Source organism: Pseudoalteromonas sp. QJM3NY_22 (genome assembly GCF_056173065.1).
The window spans coordinates 1,460,656-1,482,944 of record NZ_CM149655.1 but is presented as its reverse complement, the minus strand read 5'-3'; the positions used below and the strand labels follow the sequence as shown (position 1 = coordinate 1,482,944).

The following is a 22,289-nucleotide window of genomic DNA, read 5'->3' as shown; positions in this document are numbered from 1 at the left end:
GTACGCGTTAAGACAATATTTTAGTTACAATAGTGCCTACGAATAAAAAATTAATTTTAAATGAGTTTTTAATGCAATTCCCTGATGATGATAACGGCCAACTTTTAGCCGAAATAGCCGCTGCTGGCATTGATTTAAATAAAATGCACCAAGTCGATTTTTTTATTTTATTTGAACAAGAAGCCGATGCTGAAAAATTTGCTAAAGAAATAGTCTCTGATGCATTAGTTCAAAATGCTGAGCTTGAAAAATGCAAAGACACTGGCGTTTGGGAAGTAATCACTCAAGTACAAATGGTGCCAGAGCACACCCTTCTAGGACAAGCAGAGCAATACATTGAAAGTATTGCTAATAGCTTTAATGGATACGGTGATGGCTGGGGATTAATGGACGGTGACGAGGCTTAATCGCCTTTTAGTTCAATGTACTCTATCAGTTAAGCTTAGCGGCTTAACTGATTTGCCTTTCTAAAACCCCCTTTATAGTCAAATAGCTTATCAGCCACTTTCCAACCATACTTTTTGCTTTTTCGTGCAATAACAAAATCCGGTGGTACTAATTCAAATTGTGCGCTTACTACTTGCGCTGCAGTTTTAAAATTAATAGGTGTTTGCCCAAGCCCCATACGTTGACCAAATTGCTTATTAAATATAAATTGCCCGCCTTTATTTGCGAGGTTATATACCTCATCGCAACTTGCGCCATCTTCATCAAAATACGTTATTTTAATTAAATCGTCTTTAATTTGAGTTACCGATAACCCACTACATCGAAGCACAAGTGCGTCTTTTAAGTTTAATGCATTACGTAACTTATCATCAGGGTCGGCCATTACCGCGCCGCAATCATGGCATTTACGTGCAGCAATATCATTTTGGGCGCCGCACTGCTCACACTCTTTAAACCTAAAACGATAATCGCACTGCTCTTTTGTACCTTCATCATCTTCTAACAGCCCTTTACAACGCCTGCCAAAGTGCTCTATTACTTTTCCTGCGGAATCAGTTTTTCCCCAAAATATATTCGCAAACCCACAGCCAGGACAAAGTATCTGCACAGGTTCATTATCACTATCGCCTTTTTTATCACCTACTTCTGGGTGGAATAAATTAAAACCATTGCCAGCATAATCTATTACTAAGCAATCCGTTTTCGATTTAGATAACCTTAAACCTCGCCCCACAATTTGTTGATATAAGCTAACCGATTCTGTAGGTCTTAAAATAGCTATAAAGTTGACATGTGGCGCATCAAAGCCGGTTGTTAGTACCGATATATTAACTAAATACTTTAATTGCTTAGCTTTAAATTGCTTAATGATTTTATCGCGCTCACTGTTTGGCGTATCCCCTGTTATAAGTGCACTTTGATGAGCTGGTAGGTAGCTTAATATTTCCTGAGCATGCATTACTGTGGCAGCAAAAACCATAACACCTTCACGCTCTTCACTGTATTGAATTACTTGCTGTAATATAGCTTTCGTTGCGCGCTCACTGTTTTTTAAAAGCGCATTCATGTCATCAGTCGTATATTGCCCAAATGCATTGCTATCTAAGGAGGAAAAATCATAATGGCTAATTGCTGCATCAACTTCGTTAGGCGGCGTTAAATAATTATGTTTAATCATATACCTGAGCGGCAATTCAAAAATACAACTTTTAAACGGGCTTTCTTTAGTCCCTTTAACAAAACCATGATAATGGTGGTGGTATATCCACCCCATTCCTAGCCTATAAGGTGTTGCTGTTAAACCCAATACTTTTAACTGAGGGTTATACTCTTTTAAACTGTTTATTACTTTACCGTACTGACTTTTTTTATCCCCATTTACCCTGTGGCATTCATCAATAATAAGTAATGAATAATGCTCATTTAATTTATGTAAATTACGAGAAAGTGATTGCACACTGGCAAAGGTTACTTGATGGTTTAATGACTTTTCTTTTAAACCTGCTGAAAATATACTCGCTTCTAAACCAAAACTTTTATATTTTTGCGAATTTTGCTCTACCAACTCTTTTACATGAGCAAGTACTAATATTTTTTGCTTAGCAATACGGGCAAGTTCAGCAATAACCAAACTTTTACCTGCACCAGTCGGTAGCACAATAACGGCAGGATTATTACTCTTTCTAAAGTGTAAAACAGTTCGTTCTACGGCTTCTTGCTGGTAAGGTCTTAGTTTATAGCTCATGGAAAAACAAATAGGTTTGAGTGAGGAGATTTTAGCAAATAATAGCTCATAGGTTGGATCTTAAGAAAGCTTGAAGTTGAACTCTGTTAATGATCAAATAGTTACGCCAATAAAAACATGACTAAAAACAGAGTTCACATGCAGATTAACCAAGTTTCAAACCAATTAAAAGCCCTTATCTCAGAAAAACACCTCATTGAGCTTGCAAAAACCTCTGGATTTCAAGTTCGACACCGTTGCCTGTCGATCGTTTCTCTGCTCAAAGCCGTATTTAAAAGCTTATCTTGCCTGCAAGACGCTAACTTGTCAGATATCCATCAAAACTTGCGAACGCAGGCTGATTGCACGATAAGTTATAAACCCTTTCATAATCAAATTCGAAAACCAGCCTTGACTGAGCTTGTCCGTGAGCTCGTTATTCAAGCGATGTCTAAATTGACTGTAAACACGCTGGATAAAACCTTTTTTACCCAGCGAGGAATACAGCGAGTGTTATTGCAAGATGGTTCTTCATTTGCTCTACATGATGAATTAGCGCAGGTTTTTGCTGGTCGTTTTACTGCTGTAAGTCCTGCCGCAATTGAGTTGCACGTTACCTATGACCTATTTAATGAACAACCCTGCGAAATAGATATTCGTCCTGATGTTGAAACTGAGCGCGCCTTTTTACCAGGTAGCCACACACTTGAAGATACGTTATTACTTGCTGATGCTGGGTATTTTGACTTAGATTACTTTGAGCAAGTAGCTCAAGATGGCGGATATTTTTTGATCAGAGCAAATAAAAACATTAACCCAATCGTTACATCAGCCTATTGCGCGGGTATAGAACTTAAAGAAAAGAACATTAAACTCAAAACGTTACTCGATAAATTCGCAAGCCAACCACTTGAATTAACAGTACGTTGGAAGAAAAATGGGCCCGAGTACAGGCTTATCTATTTACCGAATGAAAAGCGCCCCGTTTTCCTTGTTACTAATTTAAAAGAGGCACAGTTTAGCTTTGACGAGCTACTCGATATATATGCAACTCGTTGGCAAATTGAGTTGTTTTTCAAAGAACTAAAGTCATGGAATAACCTTAAAGGGTTCATCACACGAGATCCTCATATTGCCGAATCATTGGTTTGGCTGAGCATACTGCAAACACTTATCAAGCGTTTTATCTGCCATAGTGCAGCGGGTATGTTTAAGTGTGCGATCTCGACATTTAGAGCGAGTAAGTGCAGTTATCTTTGGTTGGATGATATTCTGGATTGCATAGAACAAACACGGTGCAGCCATAAGATACATCGTGTATTTGAGCTACTAGCGGTAAATTGTAAGCGGCAAAGCATTGAGAAAAACAATGATATTTGCCGTTTTAAGATAGGAAGTCACACGGTCTGTGTTCCTTAAGAACTAAGCTATGAATAATAGCTAGGAGTTTTAAACTTTAATTATATTTTATTGAGGGATAAAAAGAGAAGCTTCGGCTTCTCTTATATTTAGCTTTAGGCTAAATAATTTTCAAGTTCAACACCTTCAAACGCTTTAGGGCGACGGCCACGGCCAGTCCATTCAATAGTCTCACCATTCAGTTCCATGCGGTACTTAGGCTTAACTTTGGTGCGTTTGTCAGATGCTCCATCTTGTAAATCTTCTAGCGTAAGTCCTTTTTCTTTTAAAAGTTCCAAAACTTCCTGTTTTGCTTTTTGTTGCTGGGTATATTTTGAAATTGCATCACCAATCAACTGCTGTGCTTTCTCAAGCTCAGGTAATGATGCAGTTTTAATAAAAGATTGGACTTCTTTCATCTATATCTCGCTAAATTTATTTGGTTATGCTTGCTTATTATATTCTTGTTTATTATATGCTTGTTTACTAAATATAACTAGTAGCACAATTTTAATTATCTAACGAAATAATAAGTTAATATAAGCTGTCGCCACAAAGCATCCACAAATAGATTTAATGTAAGTTATAGTTTTACTTCCTATCTTGGTAGATATTCCCTCTTTTATTTATTTCTCTCATAGCATCTTGGTTTTTCTTACGTTGTTCTTCAGCTAATTCTTTTGACATACAAGTCCGTTTTTTTATATTACTCCCAGTAACAGCTATTTTTTCACATACTAGATTTGAATTAGAGTTATCGTCCTTTGTTAGAGCTGTACAGCCACTTAGTAATAATAAATTGATACTTAATATACCTAACAACTTTTTCATTTCGATTTCCTTAAATTATAACGTCAATACTTATGTATTGACGTTATAAGAAATAACAACTACTTAAAATTTAGCATGAAGTGTTAAATACAAATGACGACCTGTTGTATTGTAAGTACGAGGGTCTGTATTATCATTGAATCCTGTGGCTGCGTACGGAGGATCTTCGTCAAAGATATTATTAATACCAAATGTCGTTGTGTAGTTATCAAAGAAGTAACTAAAACGAGCATTATGAATAACTTGAGAGTCAACAGTCCTAATTACATCGTAAGAATCAAGAACACCTGCAACATTAACAGCTTCAGTTCTAAATGATGAATTAACATCAGCTAAATCTTCTGGATCAACATTTGTGAAGTTCTCTTCAACTTCACCAATATAACGCAGTGCATAAGTAGCAGACCAATTTTCTTGAGTTAACGAAACATTAAGGTTTGTTTTCCACTCAGGGAAGTTACCATCACCACTATTTCGACGGTAGTAGCCAGCATTTTGAAGCGTTGAACCATCAGCTTGAGTAATAGTGTAATCATCATAGTAAGTTGCATCTAAACTTGTTGATAATGAACCAATCGAAGTATCTGTAGTATAAGCAATATTGAAGTCATACCCTGATGATTCAACACCACCTACGTTAATATTTCTGTTATCAATATCGCTTGAATTACCAGCTAAAATACCAGATGTATAACGAGTGATTTGATCACAATAAGTACCGCTTTCGGCACACTTGTTTAAAATTAGCTGCTCACCTACAGAACTGATTGCATTTTCTAGTTCAATATCCCAGTAATCAACTGTGAAAGATAAACCATCAACAAACTCTGGGCTATAAACTACGCCAACTGTAAATATATCAGCTTCTTCTGGTTGTAAATCTGGGTTACCACCTAGAGTAGAAGATAACTGATCACCGATAGGCTCAAAACCAGCTGCTGGAACACCATCAGCTATACAGAATGATGTTGGGTTTGTAGCACATGGATCCGAAACCTCAGGGCTATTATCTGATGCACCTGAGAACAGGTCAGAAGTAGAAGGAGCTCTAAATGCAGTAGATGATGTTCCACGGAACATCAGGCCATCCATAGGAGACCACTTAATGCCTACTTTATGGTTTGTAGTATCACCAAAAGTGTCATAATCAGAATAGCGAATTGCTAAATCTAACTCTAATACCTTAGCAAAAGGTGCGTCATATAATAGTGGTACATTAAACTCAGCATAAGCTTCATCTACTGTGTAGCTACCTGATGTTTCTTGACGGCTAGAACCAGATGTAATTCCTAATGCAATTAGAGCATCAGGGAAGTCACCACCTTTTTCTTCACGGTGCTCAAGACCAAATGCCATACCTAAACTACCAGCAGGTAATTCGAATGCACTACCGAATACGCTACCACTAATAATTTGCTGTTCATTTGAACCAAAGTCATGTGCTTCAAACGAAATAAAATCTAACATATCTTGGGTAACTTGAGTATCAGTTCCTGGGATACCAAATACATTTAGTGATGTACAACCTACGATAGGATTATCTACAGTCCCACATACAATACTTCCATCAGTATCTTGGAACGAAGGACCTACAGCTTGTGTAACTTTTTCAAAGTTTACGCCGCCAGCTCGTTTAGTTGTAGAATCACTTGAACCAAAGATGTATGAAACTTCATAGCCCCAATCATCGTTAATATCACCTTCAAAACCAACTACAGCACGAACAGTATCAACGCGGAATTGAGTATCTCGACCACCAGTTTCAACCATACGACGACGCCAATCAGATATTTCTACTGTGTCACCATTACGATCTTTAGGACCAAACTGTTGATTGTAGTAATTATCCGCAGAATAATTCGCATCAGTCACACCAAAGAATGCAAGCGGTGCTAATGGTAATGGAGCAAGCTTAGTATCAGAAATTCGGCGGTTTAAGCTAATTTCAGAAAAGAAACGAGCATGTTCAGAAAATTCATAATTACTTTGTACAAATATACCGTAGCGCTCTGCTGGCGTTAAATGGAAGTTAACAGGGGCAAAGTTATATGCATCTTTGCTTCCGTAACAATCATAGCCTGTTGGGTTAGCAAAGTCACTTGGATCTGATTGACCTGGTCCATTAGCTGCACCGTGAGTAAATGTAGAACAATCTTCACCAGCAATTGAGCCATCAATGCCACCATAACGGCCCCAAGGTCCCGCAGATGAACCACCTTTAGAAATTTCGCCTGTGTGATCCATATCTAATGAAAATTTAGACCAATCACGGTCGCCAGAAGACTGAGAGCCCTGCTGAACATAGTAAGCGCTGGCTACAACGCCACCTTTGTCGTTTGTTAAACCAACAGTAAAGTCATAGCTTTTAGTTTCACCATCACCGCCATGCGTTGACGCGTCATAGCTTGCTGTAGCTTCAAAGCCTTCAAAGTCATCACGTGTGATAATGTTAACCACGCCGCCAATTGCATCTGAACCATAGATTGCAGAAGCACCGTCTTTGAGGACTTCAACACGTTTAATAATTGCTGTAGGTATTGTACTTAAATCTACAGAAGAGTTAGCACCACTTCCTGATGCAACCATACGACGGCCATTTAGGAGTATCAGGGTTCTTGAAGAACCTAACCCACGTAAAGAAACACGAACTGCACCTGAACCACCATTATTAACTGCTGCATTTGTACCAGCGCCAGCTACTGAAGGGATTTCTTGAAGAATATCACCAACGTTACTGATACCTGAAGTAACAAGATCATCACGAGAAATTATTTGTACAGGATTCGCACCTTCCATATCCGTTCTTTTAATTCGTGAGCCAGTAACTTCTATTCGTTCTACTTTTCCTGCACCCTCTGCTGCCATGGTACTTGCTGAAAATGCAGCTGTTGATGCTGCACCAAAAGCAATCGCTAAGCGAACAGCTTTTGTTACTTGATTATTTAACATTTGATTCTCCCAAGAATACATTTTATTAATTATAATTTTCAATCTAACGTGATGGCAAAGTGTTACAAAACGCTACAATTGTGTAATGAATGATAATACCAGTGAAACAACAACGTCAACAATCAATTAACCTTAAACCCTTTTAAATTACAAAAAAAACTTAGATACACAATTAAATATCAATTGCTTAGAAAAACACAAAGACATAACCAACTGTTTTAAAAGAAGAAAAAAACAAGTAAAAAGGTTCAATTTAAATTACATAAAACAGGAAATTATTAACAAAAAAACATGAGGGAATCCTAAGTTTTAACAAAAAAAGAGAAAAACACTTCATCCCACACTAAATCAGATTGAATTTCATACAAAAAATACAACTATTTAAATACGAAAACTGTAAAGTAATTATAAAAATGAAAGTTGAGCCCCTTGATATTCAATTTCTTTCAAATTCAAGGCATCAAGTACCATTTGGGCGATAGGAGTTAGCTGTTTTTGTATGTAAACCGAATAATTAAAATTATTTGAACCATTGTATAATTGCGCCCCATCATCAGAATAAACATATTCAATAATTTGACCTCGTTTAATTTCAAAATCAGGATTACTAGCTTTATACTTTTTAATCGCTTGCACTTGGGGAGGAACATTTTTTACGTAATCATTTAGATTTTGTCCTAACTTTTTACGGTATATTAACTTTTCATCGAATTCACCTGCGAACAATCTTTTGGTGTAGTCACTTATAATCTCGTGAAGTTGTTTTATTTCAAATTTTTCATTAAATAAAGTTTTGAATAACTCTTTTTGAAACTCTTGTGCAAATTCGGTCCAATCGCTGCGTACGGTTTCCATTCCTTTAAATATAAGTTCAGGCATCCCATTTTTTATAATTTGTCCTACATAGCGTTTTTTTGAACCTGTTTTTTTACCTCTTATTGTTGGCATAAAAAATGGGCTATAGTGGGTTTCAAACTCTATTTCTAAATAACTAGTAAGCCCAAAACGGTCTTTAATATCGCAGCTCCATTTATTATTAATATAGATCGTTAAATCTTTGCCTATTTGATTGCAACTCAGCGCACTTAGCTGATCGTCAGCTTTTACAAAAATAGAGTCTGTATCGCCATAAATTACTTCATAACCTAACGTTTCAATCCATTTACGGGTTGTTTGCATAATTTCATGCCCACGTAATGTTATTGAACTCGATAATCTTGGATCATAAAATCGACACCCTTTAGAGCCAAGTACGCCGTATAAGCTGTTCATTATTATTTTTATAGCTTGCGATAACATTGGCTGATTTATGTCTTTTGCCCTTTGCCGTGTATGTGTTAAATGCTTAATTAACGACGGTAAGTGGTGTTCATTTCGTGAAAAAACGGCTTCATTAAACCCTTCAATTGCATTTTCAGGTGAGTCTAACCCTTTAATAAGCCCAAGAGGGTCAATACAAAAAGTTCGCATAATTGAGGGATATAAGCTTTTAAAATCTAAAACAAGTATATTCTTATAAAGCCCAGGCACTGACTCCATTACATAACCACCGGGGCTTTCAAAAGATAAACCGTGATCGCCTAAATTTGGCGCAACATACCCGCTGCGATGTAGTAATGGCAAATATAAGTTAGTAAATGCAGCAACCGAGCCGCCCATTCGCTCAAGCTCAAGACCGGTTAACTGAGTCCTCACTATTGCAAATTCAAAGAGTTGTAACTCTGCAAAAATCCTCTTAACGAGTATACAATCTTGTCGGTTATAAGCTGCTAAGTTGAGCTTATCTTCATTAAATTGACGAACAATTTCACTTAAACGATTATCTGCCTGAATTAGTTTAGATTCACCAAGGACTTTATAAGAAATATTCGCAAGCGAATAGTTATCAAAGTGATAAGTGGCATTTTTTAAGGTATCAATGCCATCTATAACGCTTCGCCCAGGTAAGGTGAGGCGAGTGTAATGCCCTGTTTTTATATTTAAAGGCTGCTGATCTCGGCCAAAATTAAGCGTTACCCCTAGTGCCTCTGCCCTAGAGTTTAACACTGTAAAATCAAATTCAATGACATTCCAACCCACAATAATGTCAGGATCATTATTATTGATATACTGCCGTAGCTTTTGTAGTAGATTAATCTCGTCAAAGCACCAATCAATATTAAATGGCTGATTATGCTGTTGAGGCTCACCAATCATTAATACAGTATCAAGGCCATTTCCTACCAGCCCAACCGAAAACAATACGCCCTCACCATTACACTCAATATCTAATGAAAGCGATTTCAGCGAGGGTGTATATTCAGGGCTCGCTTTTAATTTAGCATTGCTAATTAAAATAAAGCCATTTTTTTGAGATACTTCACCCGTAACCCATACCCCACCTTTAATAAAACGTTCCATTAAAAAGCGATCGCTGTGGCGTATATCCGCTTCGTATATACTTATGTGCTTTTCAAGTAATGTGCGTGCTTTGTAAAGGTTACTTACATCATTAAAATAACAGCCTATGCACACAACACCACTAAAATGGCGCATTTCTACCGTTTTAAAATTAACACTTATATTTTCTTTATTTAATATGCTTTGTGCAAAATTGTGTTCATCTTGTGGGATAAAAAAAACAGCTTGCTGGTTTTCAATTAGTACTTTAATTGGGCCATTGTCAGATACGAGCCAGTAGCAAAGCGTGATCCCACGCTTACTCTTAGGCGAGTATTGTTGCCTTGATAAAATAAAGCCCTGATAGATTGCTTGTGTCAACGTACGATCCCACTTAATATATACACTGTAATTATATACATACTTTAGGTAAATCATCCCATGCTTTCTGACTCACTAAAAAAAACAATTAGGCAAGTACACCAGCATGTGGCTAATAACCTAACTGATTACCGTCCGCGCAGCAGCCAAAACTACCTTGTTGCCGAAATAGCAAAAACACTCGCAGGCGACTATCACAAAAAACAACGTATATGCGTTATTGAAGCAGGCACCGGTACAGGTAAGTCTCTTGCCTATTGTTTAGGTGCATTACCACTGGCCTTGGCACAAAAAAAGAAACTGGTTATTTCGACTGCTACCGTTGCACTGCAAGAACAATTAATAGCAAAAGAGCTCCCGTTTTTTAAAAAGCATTCAGGCCTCGACTTTAAATTTGATTTGGTAAAAGGTCGTCATCGTTATATTTGCGCTCACAAATTGCATAATGCTGTAAACGGCGATAGCCAAACACAAATGGACTTTATGCCAACACTTACTTCACCATTGAGCGCAATGGAAACCAAGTGTTTAAATGAGCTATATAACGCCTATGTGAATAAAAAGTGGCAAGGCGATAGAGACAGCTGGGCCGATACTGTACCCGATAGAGTGTGGAACTTAATAGCGTGCGATAAACATTCGTGTCAGCGCCAAATGAAGGCCCATCAAACGTGTCCGTTTCAGCTTGCTCGTAATCAATTGATGCAAATGGACGTACTGGTAATTAATCACTCATTACTACTTGCCGATTTAGACTTAGGCGGCGGTAAAATTTTACCAGAGCCCGACAACACCATTTACGTTATTGATGAAGCGCACCATTTAGCACATATAACACGCGATTTTTCATCTGCTGCTGCCACAATAAAAGGCACAATAGAATGGCTTGATAAGCTCACTAAGTTTAGCGGAAAAATGGCGAAGGTTTTAGTGGGGCAAAGAGCCATTGGGCAAAACTTTAAACTTTGCGACAGTATTAATGACGCGAATAAAGATTTAAAAGTAGTTCGCGATATTCTTGATAATGCCGACTTTGAATACTCAAAAGACGATACTTATCGCTTTGAACACGGTGAGATCCCAGAATCGCTGCACAGTAAAGCTAAAGACATAAGCGAAGCCACGCAAGATGCACTGCGCTGTTTAAACAAAATGCACGACACCCTTACCCAAGATGTAAGCGACGGCGATATAAAACCGTACGTTGCGGACCCAATACTAGGCGAAAGTGGCCAATACATAAACCGGTTAGAACAACTAAACAAACTTTGGTTTAGTTACGCAAAAAAGGGTGAAGGTACACCTCATGCACGGTGGATAAAACGCCTTGAATATAAAAGCCATCACGACCACTTATTAAGCGACTGCCCTATCGAGGTCGGTTACTACTTAAAAGATAAATTGTGGCGAGAATGCGCGGGCGTTGTTTTGTGCTCAGCTACATTAAGTGCACTGGGCTCGTTTGATCACTTTGCTTACGAAACAGGACTTGCTAAAGAAGAAGGCGTTAAATTTATTAAAGTACCTTCTCCTTTTGATTACCCCAAACAAGCCACTTTACGTATTCCGGTATCAAAAGTAGAACCTACCGATAAAGACTTTAGTGACCACTTAGCTAAAACTTTACCAGAGTACCTAAATGATAAAAAAGCGAACCTTGTATTATTCGCTTCTTACTGGCAAATGGACCACGTAACAAAGTTTCTTAGAACAAAAGGTTTTAACTTATTAGTACAAGGTGAAATGTCGCGAGAAGCGTTACTTAAATTACACACCAAAAATGTAGATGAAGGCAAAGGCAGTATTTTATTTGGAACCCAGAGCCTTTCGGAAGGTCTTGATTTACCTGGTAAATATTTAGAGAACTTAATAATCACTAAAATTCCGTTTGCTGTACCTACTTCGCCGATAGAAGAAGCGCAAGCAGAATTTGTACAAAGCAAAGGTGGTAACCCATTTTTAACGATTACCGTGCCCGACGCCGCAAAGAAATTGGTACAAAGCTGTGGTAGACTGCTGCGAAAAGAGAGTGATGAAGGCTGTATTACTATTCTCGATAGGCGCTTAGTTACTAAGCGATACGGTAAAGCCATGCTCGACACCCTACCACCTTTTAAAAGACAAATAGATTATTAATGTTTGAACTCGCACTCGATCCAACAACTTGGGCTGTTTTATGTGCTGTTGCACTTGCCGCAGGTTTTATAGACGCTATCGCCGGTGGCGGTGGCATGTTAACTGTGCCCGCTTTATTAACTGCTGGCTTACCTCCACATTTAACATTAGGCACCAATAAACTAGCAGCAAGCTTTGGCTCGTTAACGGCAAGCTATACATACTATAAAAAGAACTTATTTAGTCCTAAGTTTTGGGCAGCCTCTATTATTGCTACCGCAATAGGTGCATTGATAGGTACTGTTATTGTTGATCATTTAAGTATCGACTTTTTAAACAAACTACTTCCAATTATTATTATTTTAGTTGCTGGCTATAGTTTATTTGGTAATTTAAGTACCACCGAAGGTAATAAACTTCCTAAACTAAACAAAGCGATGAAAATAAAACAATGGCTACAAGGTTTAGCATTAGGCTTTTTTGATGGTTTAGCAGGCCCAGGTACGGGTACTTTTTGGACTGCTTCTAATGGCATGCTTTACAAAATGAACCTGCTACTCAATTGTGGCTTAGCGCGTTCAATGAACTTTGTGTCTAATTTTATATCGCTCATCACCTTTGTTGCACTCGGCCATGTAAACTTTTTACTTGGCATAACAATGGGCTTTTTTATTATGCTAGGCGCATGGTTTGGGGCGCATTCAGCAATACGTTTTGGTAGCAAATTTATTCGCCCAGTCTTTAATACTATGGTTATACTTTTAGCATTAAAACTAATTTACGAGGCTTACTTTTAATATGCACCCTACAGCTTTAGATAAACTACGCCAACAAGTTGCAACGCTAAAACAACAAGCTGAGCAATTTGATAAAGCTAAACTTTTTTCTAAAAATCGTTACATGCAAGCGCAACCTAGCTTGTTTGACCGCGCAGTTTTTAGCACAAAAAGCATGAACCTAGTTGATTACGTAATAGAAATAGAAGACGAAGTGTCAAGGTTACCGCCAAGCGAACATCGTCATGCATACACCTACGCACTTGAACGTATTGCAGCTCAAGTACAAGCCGTATTCAACGTTATTAAATCAACGCCTATTTGGGTTAAAGAAAATAAAAGCCATTATAAACCTCGCCCTAAGCAAACCGTTTACAAGCAAGCTGTGCAAAAAATAATGCAATCATCCCATGAGCTTTACGACGAATTAAAACAAAACCATGAGTTTGAACGCCGTTTAGTGCTCATGATTGAAGAGCGAAAAATGCAAATGGATAAAGCCTCGCCTGCTAAAGCACAAAAGCTTAACCTTGAAATATTAAGCACACACGCTCGATTAGGCCGCTGCAGAAAAGCAATTTCTGCCACCGAAGATAAAATTCAACAAGTCGAAAAACAACAATTACGCTAATGCAGCTTTTTTACCACCCGCTATATTCTGCTTTAACGCTTCCTGAGCGCCATCGTTTTCCAATACAAAAATACCAAAAGCTTAAAGCAGAAATTGAAGGACTAGGCTTAACTCCCAATAATTTTACTTCACCTATAAAAGCAACGCCTGCTCAGCTTTCGCTTTGCCATAATCAAACTTATATAAATAACTTTTTAAACGGCACGCTTAGCAATAAAGCCATAAAAAAATGGGCTTTCCTTATTCAAATGAATTGGTAGAGCGCACATTACTATCAGTTGGGGCAAGCATCCAAAGTAGTGAACACGCGCTAAAACATGGTTTTTCGGCTAATTTAAGTGGTGGCTATCATCATGCATACAGTGATTACGGTAGCGGTTTTTGTATTTTTAACGATCTAGCTATTGCAGCAGCACATTTAATAAATACAGAGCAAGCCGACACTGTTTTAATTTTTGATTGCGACGTACACCAAGGCGATGGCACAGCACAAATCACTCAAAATCATGACCAAATTATTACCTGCTCAATTCATTGTGAGCAAAATTTCCCTCGTAATAAACAGCAATCCACTTACGATTTTGCATTACCCGCTAAAACAACCGACGCTGAGTACCTCACTACATTAAAACAAGCACTCGATTTTTGCGTGCGTATTCATAACCCCGATATTATTTTATATAATGCTGGCGCAGATATTTACGAAAAAGATGAGTTAGGGTTATTAAATGTATCGCTCAATGGCGTATATAAACGTGACTTTTTTGTTCTCAATTTTTGTAAACAACAGAAAATACCACTCATGTGCAGCCTTGGCGGTGGTTATCAACGTAATTTAACCTCATTAGTTAATGTACATAAACAACTATTTAAAGCCGCTATCGATTTATAGTAAGCCTTGGTATAAACTCAATTAAATGGATTAACAAAGAGTGATAGGAATATGCGATTACATGACGATATACACAACTTTTACGAAAAAATTGTTCTAGAAGAAATAATTAAAAGAAAACTTGATGGACAATACAACGAAGATGTAATGGCTGACTTTTGCTGTACTGTACTAAACCAACTGCCACCAAGATATATTCGCTATGACGTAGACATGGCATTTTACTTACCACAAGCCGAACGTACACATATGAAAGAACGCGTACAAACTGCGATTGATGTGGCTATTAGTCAAATTTCTAAAAAGAAAAAGCACCATGACCAACCCACTTGATCAAGCTCCAACATATATTAAACTTGCAGTAGATTTAATTATGATATTAGAGCAACACGATGTTGCTCCAGAAGAAGTACTAAAAGCACTTGAAATAGTTAAAAGCGACTTTGAAAAGAAGCGAACCGAAAGTTAACTTTATTTAGCATGCTCAATTGGATAGGTAGTTACAGTCTCTTCGTATTTCTCACAATTAACTTTTCTTTATTAACCTTGGTTTATTATTTTTTATGTGTCAGTTCCGAATATGGCTTACACCATTTATAAACCCTGTTACTCTAAAAGCTAACCAGTATAATTAAAGTATTATCATGACCTTAGCAAGCTTACTACGATTGTTTTTTTTGGCCGCTATTTGGGGCGCTTCTTTTTTATTTATGCGAATGGCAGCTAACAGCTTGGGGCCTGCAGTATTAATTGAGTTTAGAGTAGGCTTTGCTGCAGTTACTTTATTTATTGTTGCTTTGTATTTAAAACGCCGTTTAGCGTTTATCCAGCATAAAAAACACTTTTTTATTATAGGCGCGTTTAATTCTGCTCTGCCGTTTTTATTTTTTGCTTACGCAGCCCAAACTATTAGTGCATCCACACTCTCTATTTTAAATTCTACAACACCAATATGGGGTGTTGTAGTTGGAATTTTATGGACAAAAACAAAGCCCACAAAAAGTATGGTGCTTGGTTTACTGCTTGGTTTGATAGGTGTTGCAATACTTGTTGGGCAAAATCATTTTGTATTAAATAGCCAATCAATTTTAGCCATAGTAGCAGCATTAAGCGCATCACTTTGCTATGCCATTGCATCGCATTACACTAAAAACGCGCCTAAACTGGCCCCATTTGATAACGCCCATGGCTCAATGTGGGCTTCAAGCTTTATGGTATTACCGCTTATCTTATTTATGCCAATACGAGAAATACCAAGCACCAACGTTATGCTAGGTGTACTCGTATTAGGAGTAGTGTGTACCGCACTTGCTTATATTTTATTTTTTAAATTAATCGACGATATAGGCCCTACATCGGCGTTAACAGTCACGTTTTTAATTCCACTATTTGGCATTTTTTGGGGACATTTAATTTTAGATGAGCAAATTGGGCCAAATACGTTACTCGGCGCATTATTTGTAATTATAGGTACGATGCTTGTAACTGGATTTTTACCACGAAAAAAAGCACTTAGCTAAAGTAAGCTAAGTGCTTAAAATTGCATACTACTTATTGCGTCAAGATTTACTGCTTATTCACTAATTTGGGATTGCTGAATAAGTAACAACAACTCAGCAGTAGCGGTTGCATCGGCCAATGCGCGGTGATGGCTCGTTAAATTTAAATTAAAATGCGATGAGAGATTGCCAAGCGAATACGACTTTAAACCTTTAAACGCTTTGCGCGATTCAACCACGGTGCACATTTTTGGCATTTTAAAAAAGTGCCCTGCCATCTCGCATTCTTTTTTAATAAAGCCATAGTCAAAATTAACGTTATGGGCTACAAAAATACTGCCTGCGAGTTTATCTAATAGCGGCTTGGCTATATCGGCAAATACAGGCGCGTTGCGTACCATGTTATCGCTTATGCCAGTTAGTGACGTAATAAAGCCGGGTATATGGCGCTCGGGGTTAACTAAGCTCGTCCAATTATCAATTACTTTACCGTATTGCACTTTTACAAGGCCTATTTCGGTAATACGGTTACCGCCTTTTAAACCGCCTGTGGTTTCTATATCAACGATGCTGTAAACACGGTTTGGATCTACAAACCATTTAACCGCAGCAATATGTACTGTAAAGCCCACATTTTTTAAATTATCAATAGTTGTAAGTTGGTTGCGCCTAAGCTTATCGCCAGGGGCTTTTACCTCTTCAAAATGTACTTGGCCATTATTAATGACCATTAAGTCGGGATAGCCGTCTTTCAGCTGTAAATAATGTTTGCTCATGGCTGTTAAGTGCGCAATTAGCGCCTTAATAGGGCTGTTTAAAATAAGCGCCTCTAGTGGCTCTAATAAATTGCTGCGCCATCTGAACAAACCGTTAGGTTGCTCAAAGTATTGCGCTGCATGTTTGCATACTAGATTAAGTAATGCTTGCGACGTTTGGCACTGCGCTAAGCGCTCATTTATCTGTGTTTGCTGCGCTTCATAAAAATTACCAAGCCTTAATACTTGCGGATAAATATCAAACTCATTACATGGCGGATAAGGCGACTCCACAAATAACTCGTGCCAAAATACTAAACCAAACAAACTTTGCCAAAGCGTGTTTTCGGTATTAAATACAGCCATACCTTGGCGAGTATAATAATCGTTTACGCCCTGCTCTACTTCACCTCGGTACAGTTCATCTATTTCTAGCACGCACTGAGTATCGGCAAGCATGGCACTTAAACGCGAACGTGTTTTTTTATTAAACTTACGCATTAAAAAATCGTCAGCAAAATACAGTAAATCGTCGGTGAACGGGTTTTCAATAATGGCTTCTAATCGAGCTTTTACCCACTCTTTATTGCCAAGCCTGTATTGCTCTCTTATTTGAATTTCTTGTGCTTCGCTATCATCCACGCACCCTTCAAGTAAACTAAAAGCAAGTTCGCTATGAACTGTTTTTAGCTGCCTATAAAGCCTAACTAATAATTTATTTTTTAATGTAACGGCTATTGCACCATGTGCAGCTTGCACTAAAACCTGCGACGCTAAAGCAACATAGTCGCTCTCATCTGTTATATTTTTAAATGCTAACCGGTAACGGTTTAGTAAATAGTTTGATTGCGCTTCGTCAAGTGTTTCAAAGCGTGACAAGCTCTCGCTGTGTCCTTCGCGTGTAGCGGTTAAGCCTAAGTCTCGCATTACAAAACGGTTTTGATGATTCACATCACCACCGCTTAGTTTGCCTGCAAATAAAAACTCAAAATACTCGTAGTAATCACTGCGGTTATTAATTACATACTGGCTATAAAGTGGCGCAAGCTCTTGTGGGCACGCTTTAAAAAACTCACGTGCAATATCCACCAGCGCGCCTTTAGCGGCGCTCTTTTTAAAGCTTATTTGCTCACTGTAATTACTTAGCAACTCAACCAAAGAAGGCTTAGTTAAGTGCGCTAAAAGCTGCGAATAATGCTGCTCGTTTGGCTCAAATAAAATACCCGCTTTTTTTAGCGTATAAATAGCCTGATGCGGCGAGGTTATTTCTTCATAATTAAGCGATTGCGCCTGCACTAAATAAGGCTTTCGCGAGTACACACGCGCCAACATGCATTGGCTTTGCTCATCTAGCTGATTAATTTTACTAATAAATTCACTATGTTTAGGCTCAAGTAAATGCATACATTTACTTGTTACAAACTCAATAAGCTCTCTAAAATGCGCTAAATAGTATTTTGCTGGTAATTCTTTTTTCATAATATCGCCATAACTGTATATAAAAACAGTATCTAGCATTTGTGCTTATTATTCAATCTTAAACTTGTAACTAAAACACGCTATAGTGAGCGTATAAAAGTAAATTCATTAAAAATAAAGGACTTACCATGAGCGCACACCCGTACGATGTTTTATCACTCAACAACGGCGCAAATATTATTTTTACGCCTTGCCCTGGCACAAAAACACAAAACTTAGCGGATTCAATCGCCACATTAAAAGCCGCTGGCACTCACATGCTGCTTTCGCTTATGCCGCAAAAAGAAATTGAAAAAAACAACGTACAAACAATTAATAGTGAGTGCAAAAAACACGATATAACCTGGTTTCATTTACCTATAAATGACGACGAAGCACCAAAACAGCCTTTTACATCAAGCTGGAACACCCACAAAACCGACATATTACAGGCCATACAACACAAACAAACCATTGCCATACATTGTAAAGGCGGCACTGGCCGCACAGGGTTGGTCGCTGCGCTTATTTTAAATTCGGCAGGTTACACAAAAGAAGAAGTATACAGCCTAGTACAAGGCATTCGCCCTAAAGCACTCACTATAGAATTGCAAAAAGAGTACTTTGAGAGCTTTGCGGTGTAAGTCAGGAGTTGGGGAGGATTTAGCACTATAAATAGTGCTAAAAATACTTTAATGCTAGTAATGATTTAGTGTTGATAACGCTTAACCATTTGTTAGCTACCTTTACATTACGTTTGCTCGATAGATTTACTTAGTATTACACCGTTGACAATCATGAACCACTTGCCTTCTTGGTATGGCGCTTTAGTTACGTCAAACGTAGTTGTAAAAAATGCGAGTCCTACAATGAAGTTATCTCCAACAAATTCTTTTAAAGGTGCATTAATCGAAGTTGAGCCACCATTTTTTAAACGTTTATAAGAAACAGTGCCGTCGGCAAGAATCAATAAATACATCTCTTTACTTTGCCATTCACCTACATATGGTAATTTATTTTCAGGTAATGGTTTGCTACACCCAAGCAAAGTAAAAACACTAAATAATATGTAACTATTCACCATGGTAAATTATTTTCAAAGGATCTTTTTTAACTATTGACCGATCCCGCCAGTATGCCAAGCTAGGGCTATGACCTAATAGCCCTAGCTTCAATGAATTTAAACAGCATCAACATCGACGAAATCGTTGAGAAAACCAAAGCTCAATTACAAGAAGGTAAAACTCTCACGCCTGCGCTGAAGATGTCTATTGAACTCATTCTGGTTGTCGTTGTTATGTTAGCAAGTAAATTAGGACTTAACAGTAACAATAGCAGTATCCCGCCATCAAAAGACATCAACCGAAAAAAACAAAACAAAGAGAAATCAGCCAAGTCAGCGGGTGGTCAAAAAGGCCGTGCAGGTAAAACACTAACCCAAACACAGACGCCTGATGAGATCAAAATCATCCTAGTTGAACGTGATTTTTTACCGAAAGGTCACTACCGTGAAATTGGCTTTCAAAAACGACAGGTTGTCGATATAGATATCAGGAAAGTGGTCACTGAATACCAAGCACAAATTCTGGAAAATGAGCAAGGTAAGCGTTTTATTGGTGAATTTCCAGAAGACGTTAACAGTCCTATTCAATATGGGGTTGGTGTAAAAGCCCATGCAGTTTACCTATCCCAATATCAATTACTCCCTTACAACCGCATTGAAGAATATTTTTGTGATCAACCCGGTATTCCAATCAGTGCGGGTAGTTTATTTAACTTTAATGAACAAGCAGCGGCCTTGGTAAAGTCCTCCGGCGCAGAAGCCGCGCTCAAGAAAGCCCTGAAAACGACTTATCAAGCCTTACACGTTGATGAAACGGGGATTAATATAGGTGGTAAACGACGATGGCTTCATGGTGCATCAACGACGTGGTGGACGTATTTTTACCCGCATGAGAAAAGAGGGAAAATAGCGATGGATGACGCCGATATTTTACCTCACTTTACTGGGGTACTATGCCACGACCACTGGAAACCGTATTATCAATATACACAGTGCCAACATGCCTTGTGTAATGCACATCATATCCGAGAGTTAGAAAGGGCATGGGAGCAAGACGGTATGCAATGGGCAAAGGATTTGCAAACCCTACTGACTGAAATCAATAAACATCAAATAGATAACCCCGAGCTAGATGCAGACACAAAAGCTCACTATATAGAGAAATATCAACAAATATTGGCTCAAGGTGACATTAAATGCCCTCCACCGGATAGAAACAGCCGAGTAAAAGGCCAGCGAGGCAGATTGAAACGAACAAAGTCTAGAGCGTTGTTAGAGCGGTTAAGAGATTATCAAGATGATGTCTTACGGTTCATGACGGAAACAGCGGTGCCTTTTAGCAACAACCAAGGTGAGAATGATATTAGGATGACCAAGGTTCATCAAAAGATATCTGGGTGCTTCAGAAGCATGCAAGGTGCAGAGATGTTTTGTTTAATCAGAAGCTACCTCTCGACTTGCAGAAAACAGCATGTATCAGCAAGCCTAGCCCTTGAATTACTCTTCAAAAATCAGTTACCTGATATATTTATTGAAAATGTGGCTGAATAGTTACAATAATATTACTATTAAACTCTTCATATTCCCTCACGATTACTCATAGCCATAGAGGCTGCTAACGCTGAATTATACTAAGTTGCTTGCTCTCGGCGGTATCCGCTTTAACTTTATTTTTATATGTTTTTATCTAACATTGGAAGTTTATTTAGATTGAAAATAGCAAATCACCTTTGATATTAGTGAAAATTAGATAGCTAATAATGAATAATAGCGCAACAAGGTCATACTCGAATGCATTCATATAAAACATCCCTCTCTTAATAGAGATACAACTATTTACAACAGCTAAATTAAGGGTTGAGCGGCGCATGACACTGAGCTCAGTTGCAAAAATATCTGGCGCTATGAATTGCTAAGCAAAGTTCATGACAGTTATTTTTGTCAATTGAAGTGATTTATTATATCTTGAATTCAAGTATTAAGTGCAATCATTATGCAGCCACCAGAACTTCTGATTGCCCCGTAAATAACTCATGAGGGGTTTTATACCCTCTTGTTTTTCTTGGCCGATGGTTGAGCTTATCAACTGCCGCCTGTATTTCTGCTTCACTTAGCGACATAAAGTCAGTTCCCTTGGGGAAGAAGCGTCTAAGTAAGCCGTTGGTATTCTCATTTATGCCCCGCTCCCATGATGAATATGGGTGAGCGAAATACACATCCGCTTCTAATTTTTGTGCAATATGCTCATGGTGAGCAAACTCTTTTCCATTATCTAAAGTCACGGTAATAACCTTACCTTTATAGGGTGTCATACACTTGATCAGCGCATCGGCTGTTATTTTCGCATGCTTGCTTTCAATTCTGTGAACGACTGTATATAACGTTTTACGTTCAACCATTGTAACAAGGGCATTTTTACGCCCTTTGCCTATCACTGTATCGCCCTCCCAATCACCAATCCTAGACTTTGAATCCACAATACTTGGGCGTTCATCAATACTGACTCGATTAACTATCTGTCCACGTTTATCGTAGCTTCCATAGCGTTTTTTATACTTTTTACATGCACGAGTGAGTGTCTTATGTAGTTCACCACCACGAGCCTTGTCTCTGTAAATATATTGATAAATCGTTTCATGATGCAAAACGACCTTTTTCTCTAAAGCTAAGCGGCCTGCCACCTGCTCTGGCGAAAGTCCGTCAACCAACAATTTATTAATCCAGTCAGTAACATCATCTGTTAACTTACTTGCTTTGAAAGATGACTTGCGTCTTTGCTCTGCAAAATTATTGGCTTGGTTAGGTCGATAGCCTTTAAGCCCTTTATTGCGTTTTAACTCTCTAGAGATAGATGACGGTGAACGAGTGAGTTCATCAGCTATCTGTTTTTGGTTATTTCCTGCTTTTATTAACGCGTAAATCTGGTATCTTTCTGCTTGTGTCAGCTGTTTATATTTCATTAAAGCAATTTCCTTTGGCGAGAGAATGG

The 22,289-nt window shown here is 38.2% G+C and carries 18 protein-coding genes and 1 pseudogene; 11 read left to right on the top strand and 8 right to left on the bottom strand.

Going from position 1 to position 22,289, the window contains the following annotated elements; translation table 11 throughout:
- Positions 1 to 71: 71 nt before the first annotated feature.
- A complete protein-coding gene (locus AC0VZ4_RS06480; RefSeq protein ID WP_007378192.1) occupies positions 72 to 407 on the top strand; it encodes a ribonuclease E inhibitor RraB in 336 nt (111 codons plus the stop codon).
- A gap of 35 nt (positions 408 to 442) precedes the next feature.
- Here the strand turns inward: AC0VZ4_RS06480 and radD are convergent, their stop codons facing one another.
- Positions 443 to 2,194: a DNA repair helicase RadD gene (gene radD / locus AC0VZ4_RS06475; RefSeq protein ID WP_475441240.1), complete on the bottom strand. Its 1,752-nt coding sequence runs from the start codon at positions 2,192 to 2,194 to the stop codon at positions 443 to 445.
- A 138-nt stretch (positions 2,195 to 2,332) separates the two neighbouring features.
- On the opposite strand from radD, the gene AC0VZ4_RS06470 reads away from it, so the two are divergent.
- On the top strand, positions 2,333 to 3,592 hold the full coding sequence (locus tag AC0VZ4_RS06470; protein ID WP_475439645.1) for an IS4 family transposase: 1,260 nt from the start codon (positions 2,333 to 2,335) through the stop codon (positions 3,590 to 3,592).
- A 95-nt stretch (positions 3,593 to 3,687) separates the two neighbouring features.
- Here AC0VZ4_RS06470 and AC0VZ4_RS06465 read toward each other — a convergent pair whose 3' ends face one another.
- From AC0VZ4_RS06465 to AC0VZ4_RS06450, 4 genes are all read right to left on the bottom strand, one after another.
- Positions 3,688 to 3,990, bottom strand: a complete 303-nt coding sequence (locus tag AC0VZ4_RS06465; RefSeq protein ID WP_475441239.1) for an H-NS histone family protein — start codon at positions 3,988 to 3,990, stop codon at positions 3,688 to 3,690.
- 172 nt (positions 3,991 to 4,162) lie between these two features.
- Positions 4,163 to 4,402, bottom strand: a complete 240-nt coding sequence (locus AC0VZ4_RS06460; protein ID WP_306723823.1) for a hypothetical protein — start codon at positions 4,400 to 4,402, stop codon at positions 4,163 to 4,165.
- 63 nt (positions 4,403 to 4,465) lie between these two features.
- Complete coding sequence (locus tag AC0VZ4_RS06455) at positions 4,466 to 7,351, bottom strand: TonB-dependent receptor plug domain-containing protein (RefSeq protein ID WP_306723822.1); 2,886 nt, start codon at positions 7,349 to 7,351, stop codon at positions 4,466 to 4,468.
- 405 nt (positions 7,352 to 7,756) lie between these two features.
- Entirely contained in the window at positions 7,757 to 10,111 is a 2,355-nt protein-coding gene (locus AC0VZ4_RS06450; RefSeq protein ID WP_475441238.1) for a DNA polymerase II, read from the bottom strand.
- Between the two features lie 60 nt (positions 10,112 to 10,171).
- On the opposite strand from AC0VZ4_RS06450, the gene dinG reads away from it, so the two are divergent.
- The 7 genes and pseudogenes from dinG (at position 10,172) to AC0VZ4_RS06415 (ending at position 16,045) form a co-directional block, all read left to right on the top strand.
- Entirely contained in the window at positions 10,172 to 12,247 is a 2,076-nt protein-coding gene (dinG, locus tag AC0VZ4_RS06445) for an ATP-dependent DNA helicase DinG (RefSeq protein ID WP_475441237.1), read from the top strand.
- Positions 12,247 to 13,023 carry a sulfite exporter TauE/SafE family protein gene (locus tag AC0VZ4_RS06440; protein ID WP_007378183.1) on the top strand — a complete coding sequence of 259 codons (777 nt, stop codon included), beginning with the start codon at positions 12,247 to 12,249 and terminating at the stop codon, positions 13,021 to 13,023. The genes dinG and AC0VZ4_RS06440 overlap by 1 nt, the downstream gene beginning before the upstream one ends.
- A gap of 1 nt (position 13,024) precedes the next feature.
- Positions 13,025 to 13,633 carry a primosomal replication protein gene (locus AC0VZ4_RS06435; RefSeq protein ID WP_008138518.1) on the top strand — a complete coding sequence of 203 codons (609 nt, stop codon included), beginning with the start codon at positions 13,025 to 13,027 and terminating at the stop codon, positions 13,631 to 13,633.
- Positions 13,633 to 14,525: pseudogene (locus AC0VZ4_RS06430) on the top strand (histone deacetylase family protein). Before AC0VZ4_RS06435 ends, AC0VZ4_RS06430 begins: the two are co-directional and overlap by 1 nt.
- Positions 14,526 to 14,576: 51 nt before the next feature.
- The gene (locus tag AC0VZ4_RS06425) at positions 14,577 to 14,858 is read left to right on the top strand and encodes a late competence development ComFB family protein (RefSeq protein WP_475441236.1); all 282 of its coding nucleotides are present in this window, start codon (positions 14,577 to 14,579) and stop codon (positions 14,856 to 14,858) included.
- Positions 14,842 to 14,994: a DUF2496 domain-containing protein gene (locus tag AC0VZ4_RS06420; protein WP_007378179.1), complete on the top strand. Its 153-nt coding sequence runs from the start codon at positions 14,842 to 14,844 to the stop codon at positions 14,992 to 14,994. Before AC0VZ4_RS06425 ends, AC0VZ4_RS06420 begins: the two co-directional genes overlap by 17 nt.
- A gap of 175 nt (positions 14,995 to 15,169) precedes the next feature.
- A complete protein-coding gene (locus AC0VZ4_RS06415) occupies positions 15,170 to 16,045 on the top strand; it encodes a DMT family transporter (RefSeq protein WP_007378178.1) in 876 nt (291 codons plus the stop codon).
- A gap of 53 nt (positions 16,046 to 16,098) precedes the next feature.
- Here the strand turns inward: AC0VZ4_RS06415 and AC0VZ4_RS06410 are convergent, their stop codons facing one another.
- Positions 16,099 to 18,297, bottom strand: a complete 2,199-nt coding sequence (locus tag AC0VZ4_RS06410) for an exonuclease domain-containing protein (protein ID WP_475441235.1) — start codon at positions 18,295 to 18,297, stop codon at positions 16,099 to 16,101.
- Positions 18,298 to 18,386: 89 nt separating this feature from the next.
- Between AC0VZ4_RS06410 and AC0VZ4_RS06405 the strand changes: the two genes are divergently transcribed.
- Positions 18,387 to 18,881, top strand: a complete 495-nt coding sequence (locus AC0VZ4_RS06405; RefSeq protein WP_475441234.1) for a phosphatase domain-containing protein — start codon at positions 18,387 to 18,389, stop codon at positions 18,879 to 18,881.
- Positions 18,882 to 18,988: 107 nt separating this feature from the next.
- Here AC0VZ4_RS06405 and AC0VZ4_RS06400 read toward each other — a convergent pair whose 3' ends face one another.
- Positions 18,989 to 19,321: a hypothetical protein gene (locus AC0VZ4_RS06400; RefSeq protein ID WP_475441233.1), complete on the bottom strand. Its 333-nt coding sequence runs from the start codon at positions 19,319 to 19,321 to the stop codon at positions 18,989 to 18,991.
- A 90-nt stretch (positions 19,322 to 19,411) separates the two neighbouring features.
- Here AC0VZ4_RS06400 and tnpC point away from each other — a divergent pair, with 90 nt between their 5' ends.
- Positions 19,412 to 20,851 (top strand): IS66 family transposase, encoded by a 1,440-nt coding sequence (tnpC, locus tag AC0VZ4_RS06395; RefSeq protein ID WP_475441232.1) that lies wholly within the window; start codon positions 19,412 to 19,414, stop codon positions 20,849 to 20,851.
- Between the two features lie 440 nt (positions 20,852 to 21,291).
- Here the strand turns inward: tnpC and AC0VZ4_RS06390 are convergent, their stop codons facing one another.
- A complete protein-coding gene (locus AC0VZ4_RS06390) occupies positions 21,292 to 22,260 on the bottom strand; it encodes an IS30 family transposase (protein WP_475441477.1) in 969 nt (322 codons plus the stop codon).
- Positions 22,261 to 22,289: the final 29 nt, after the last annotated feature.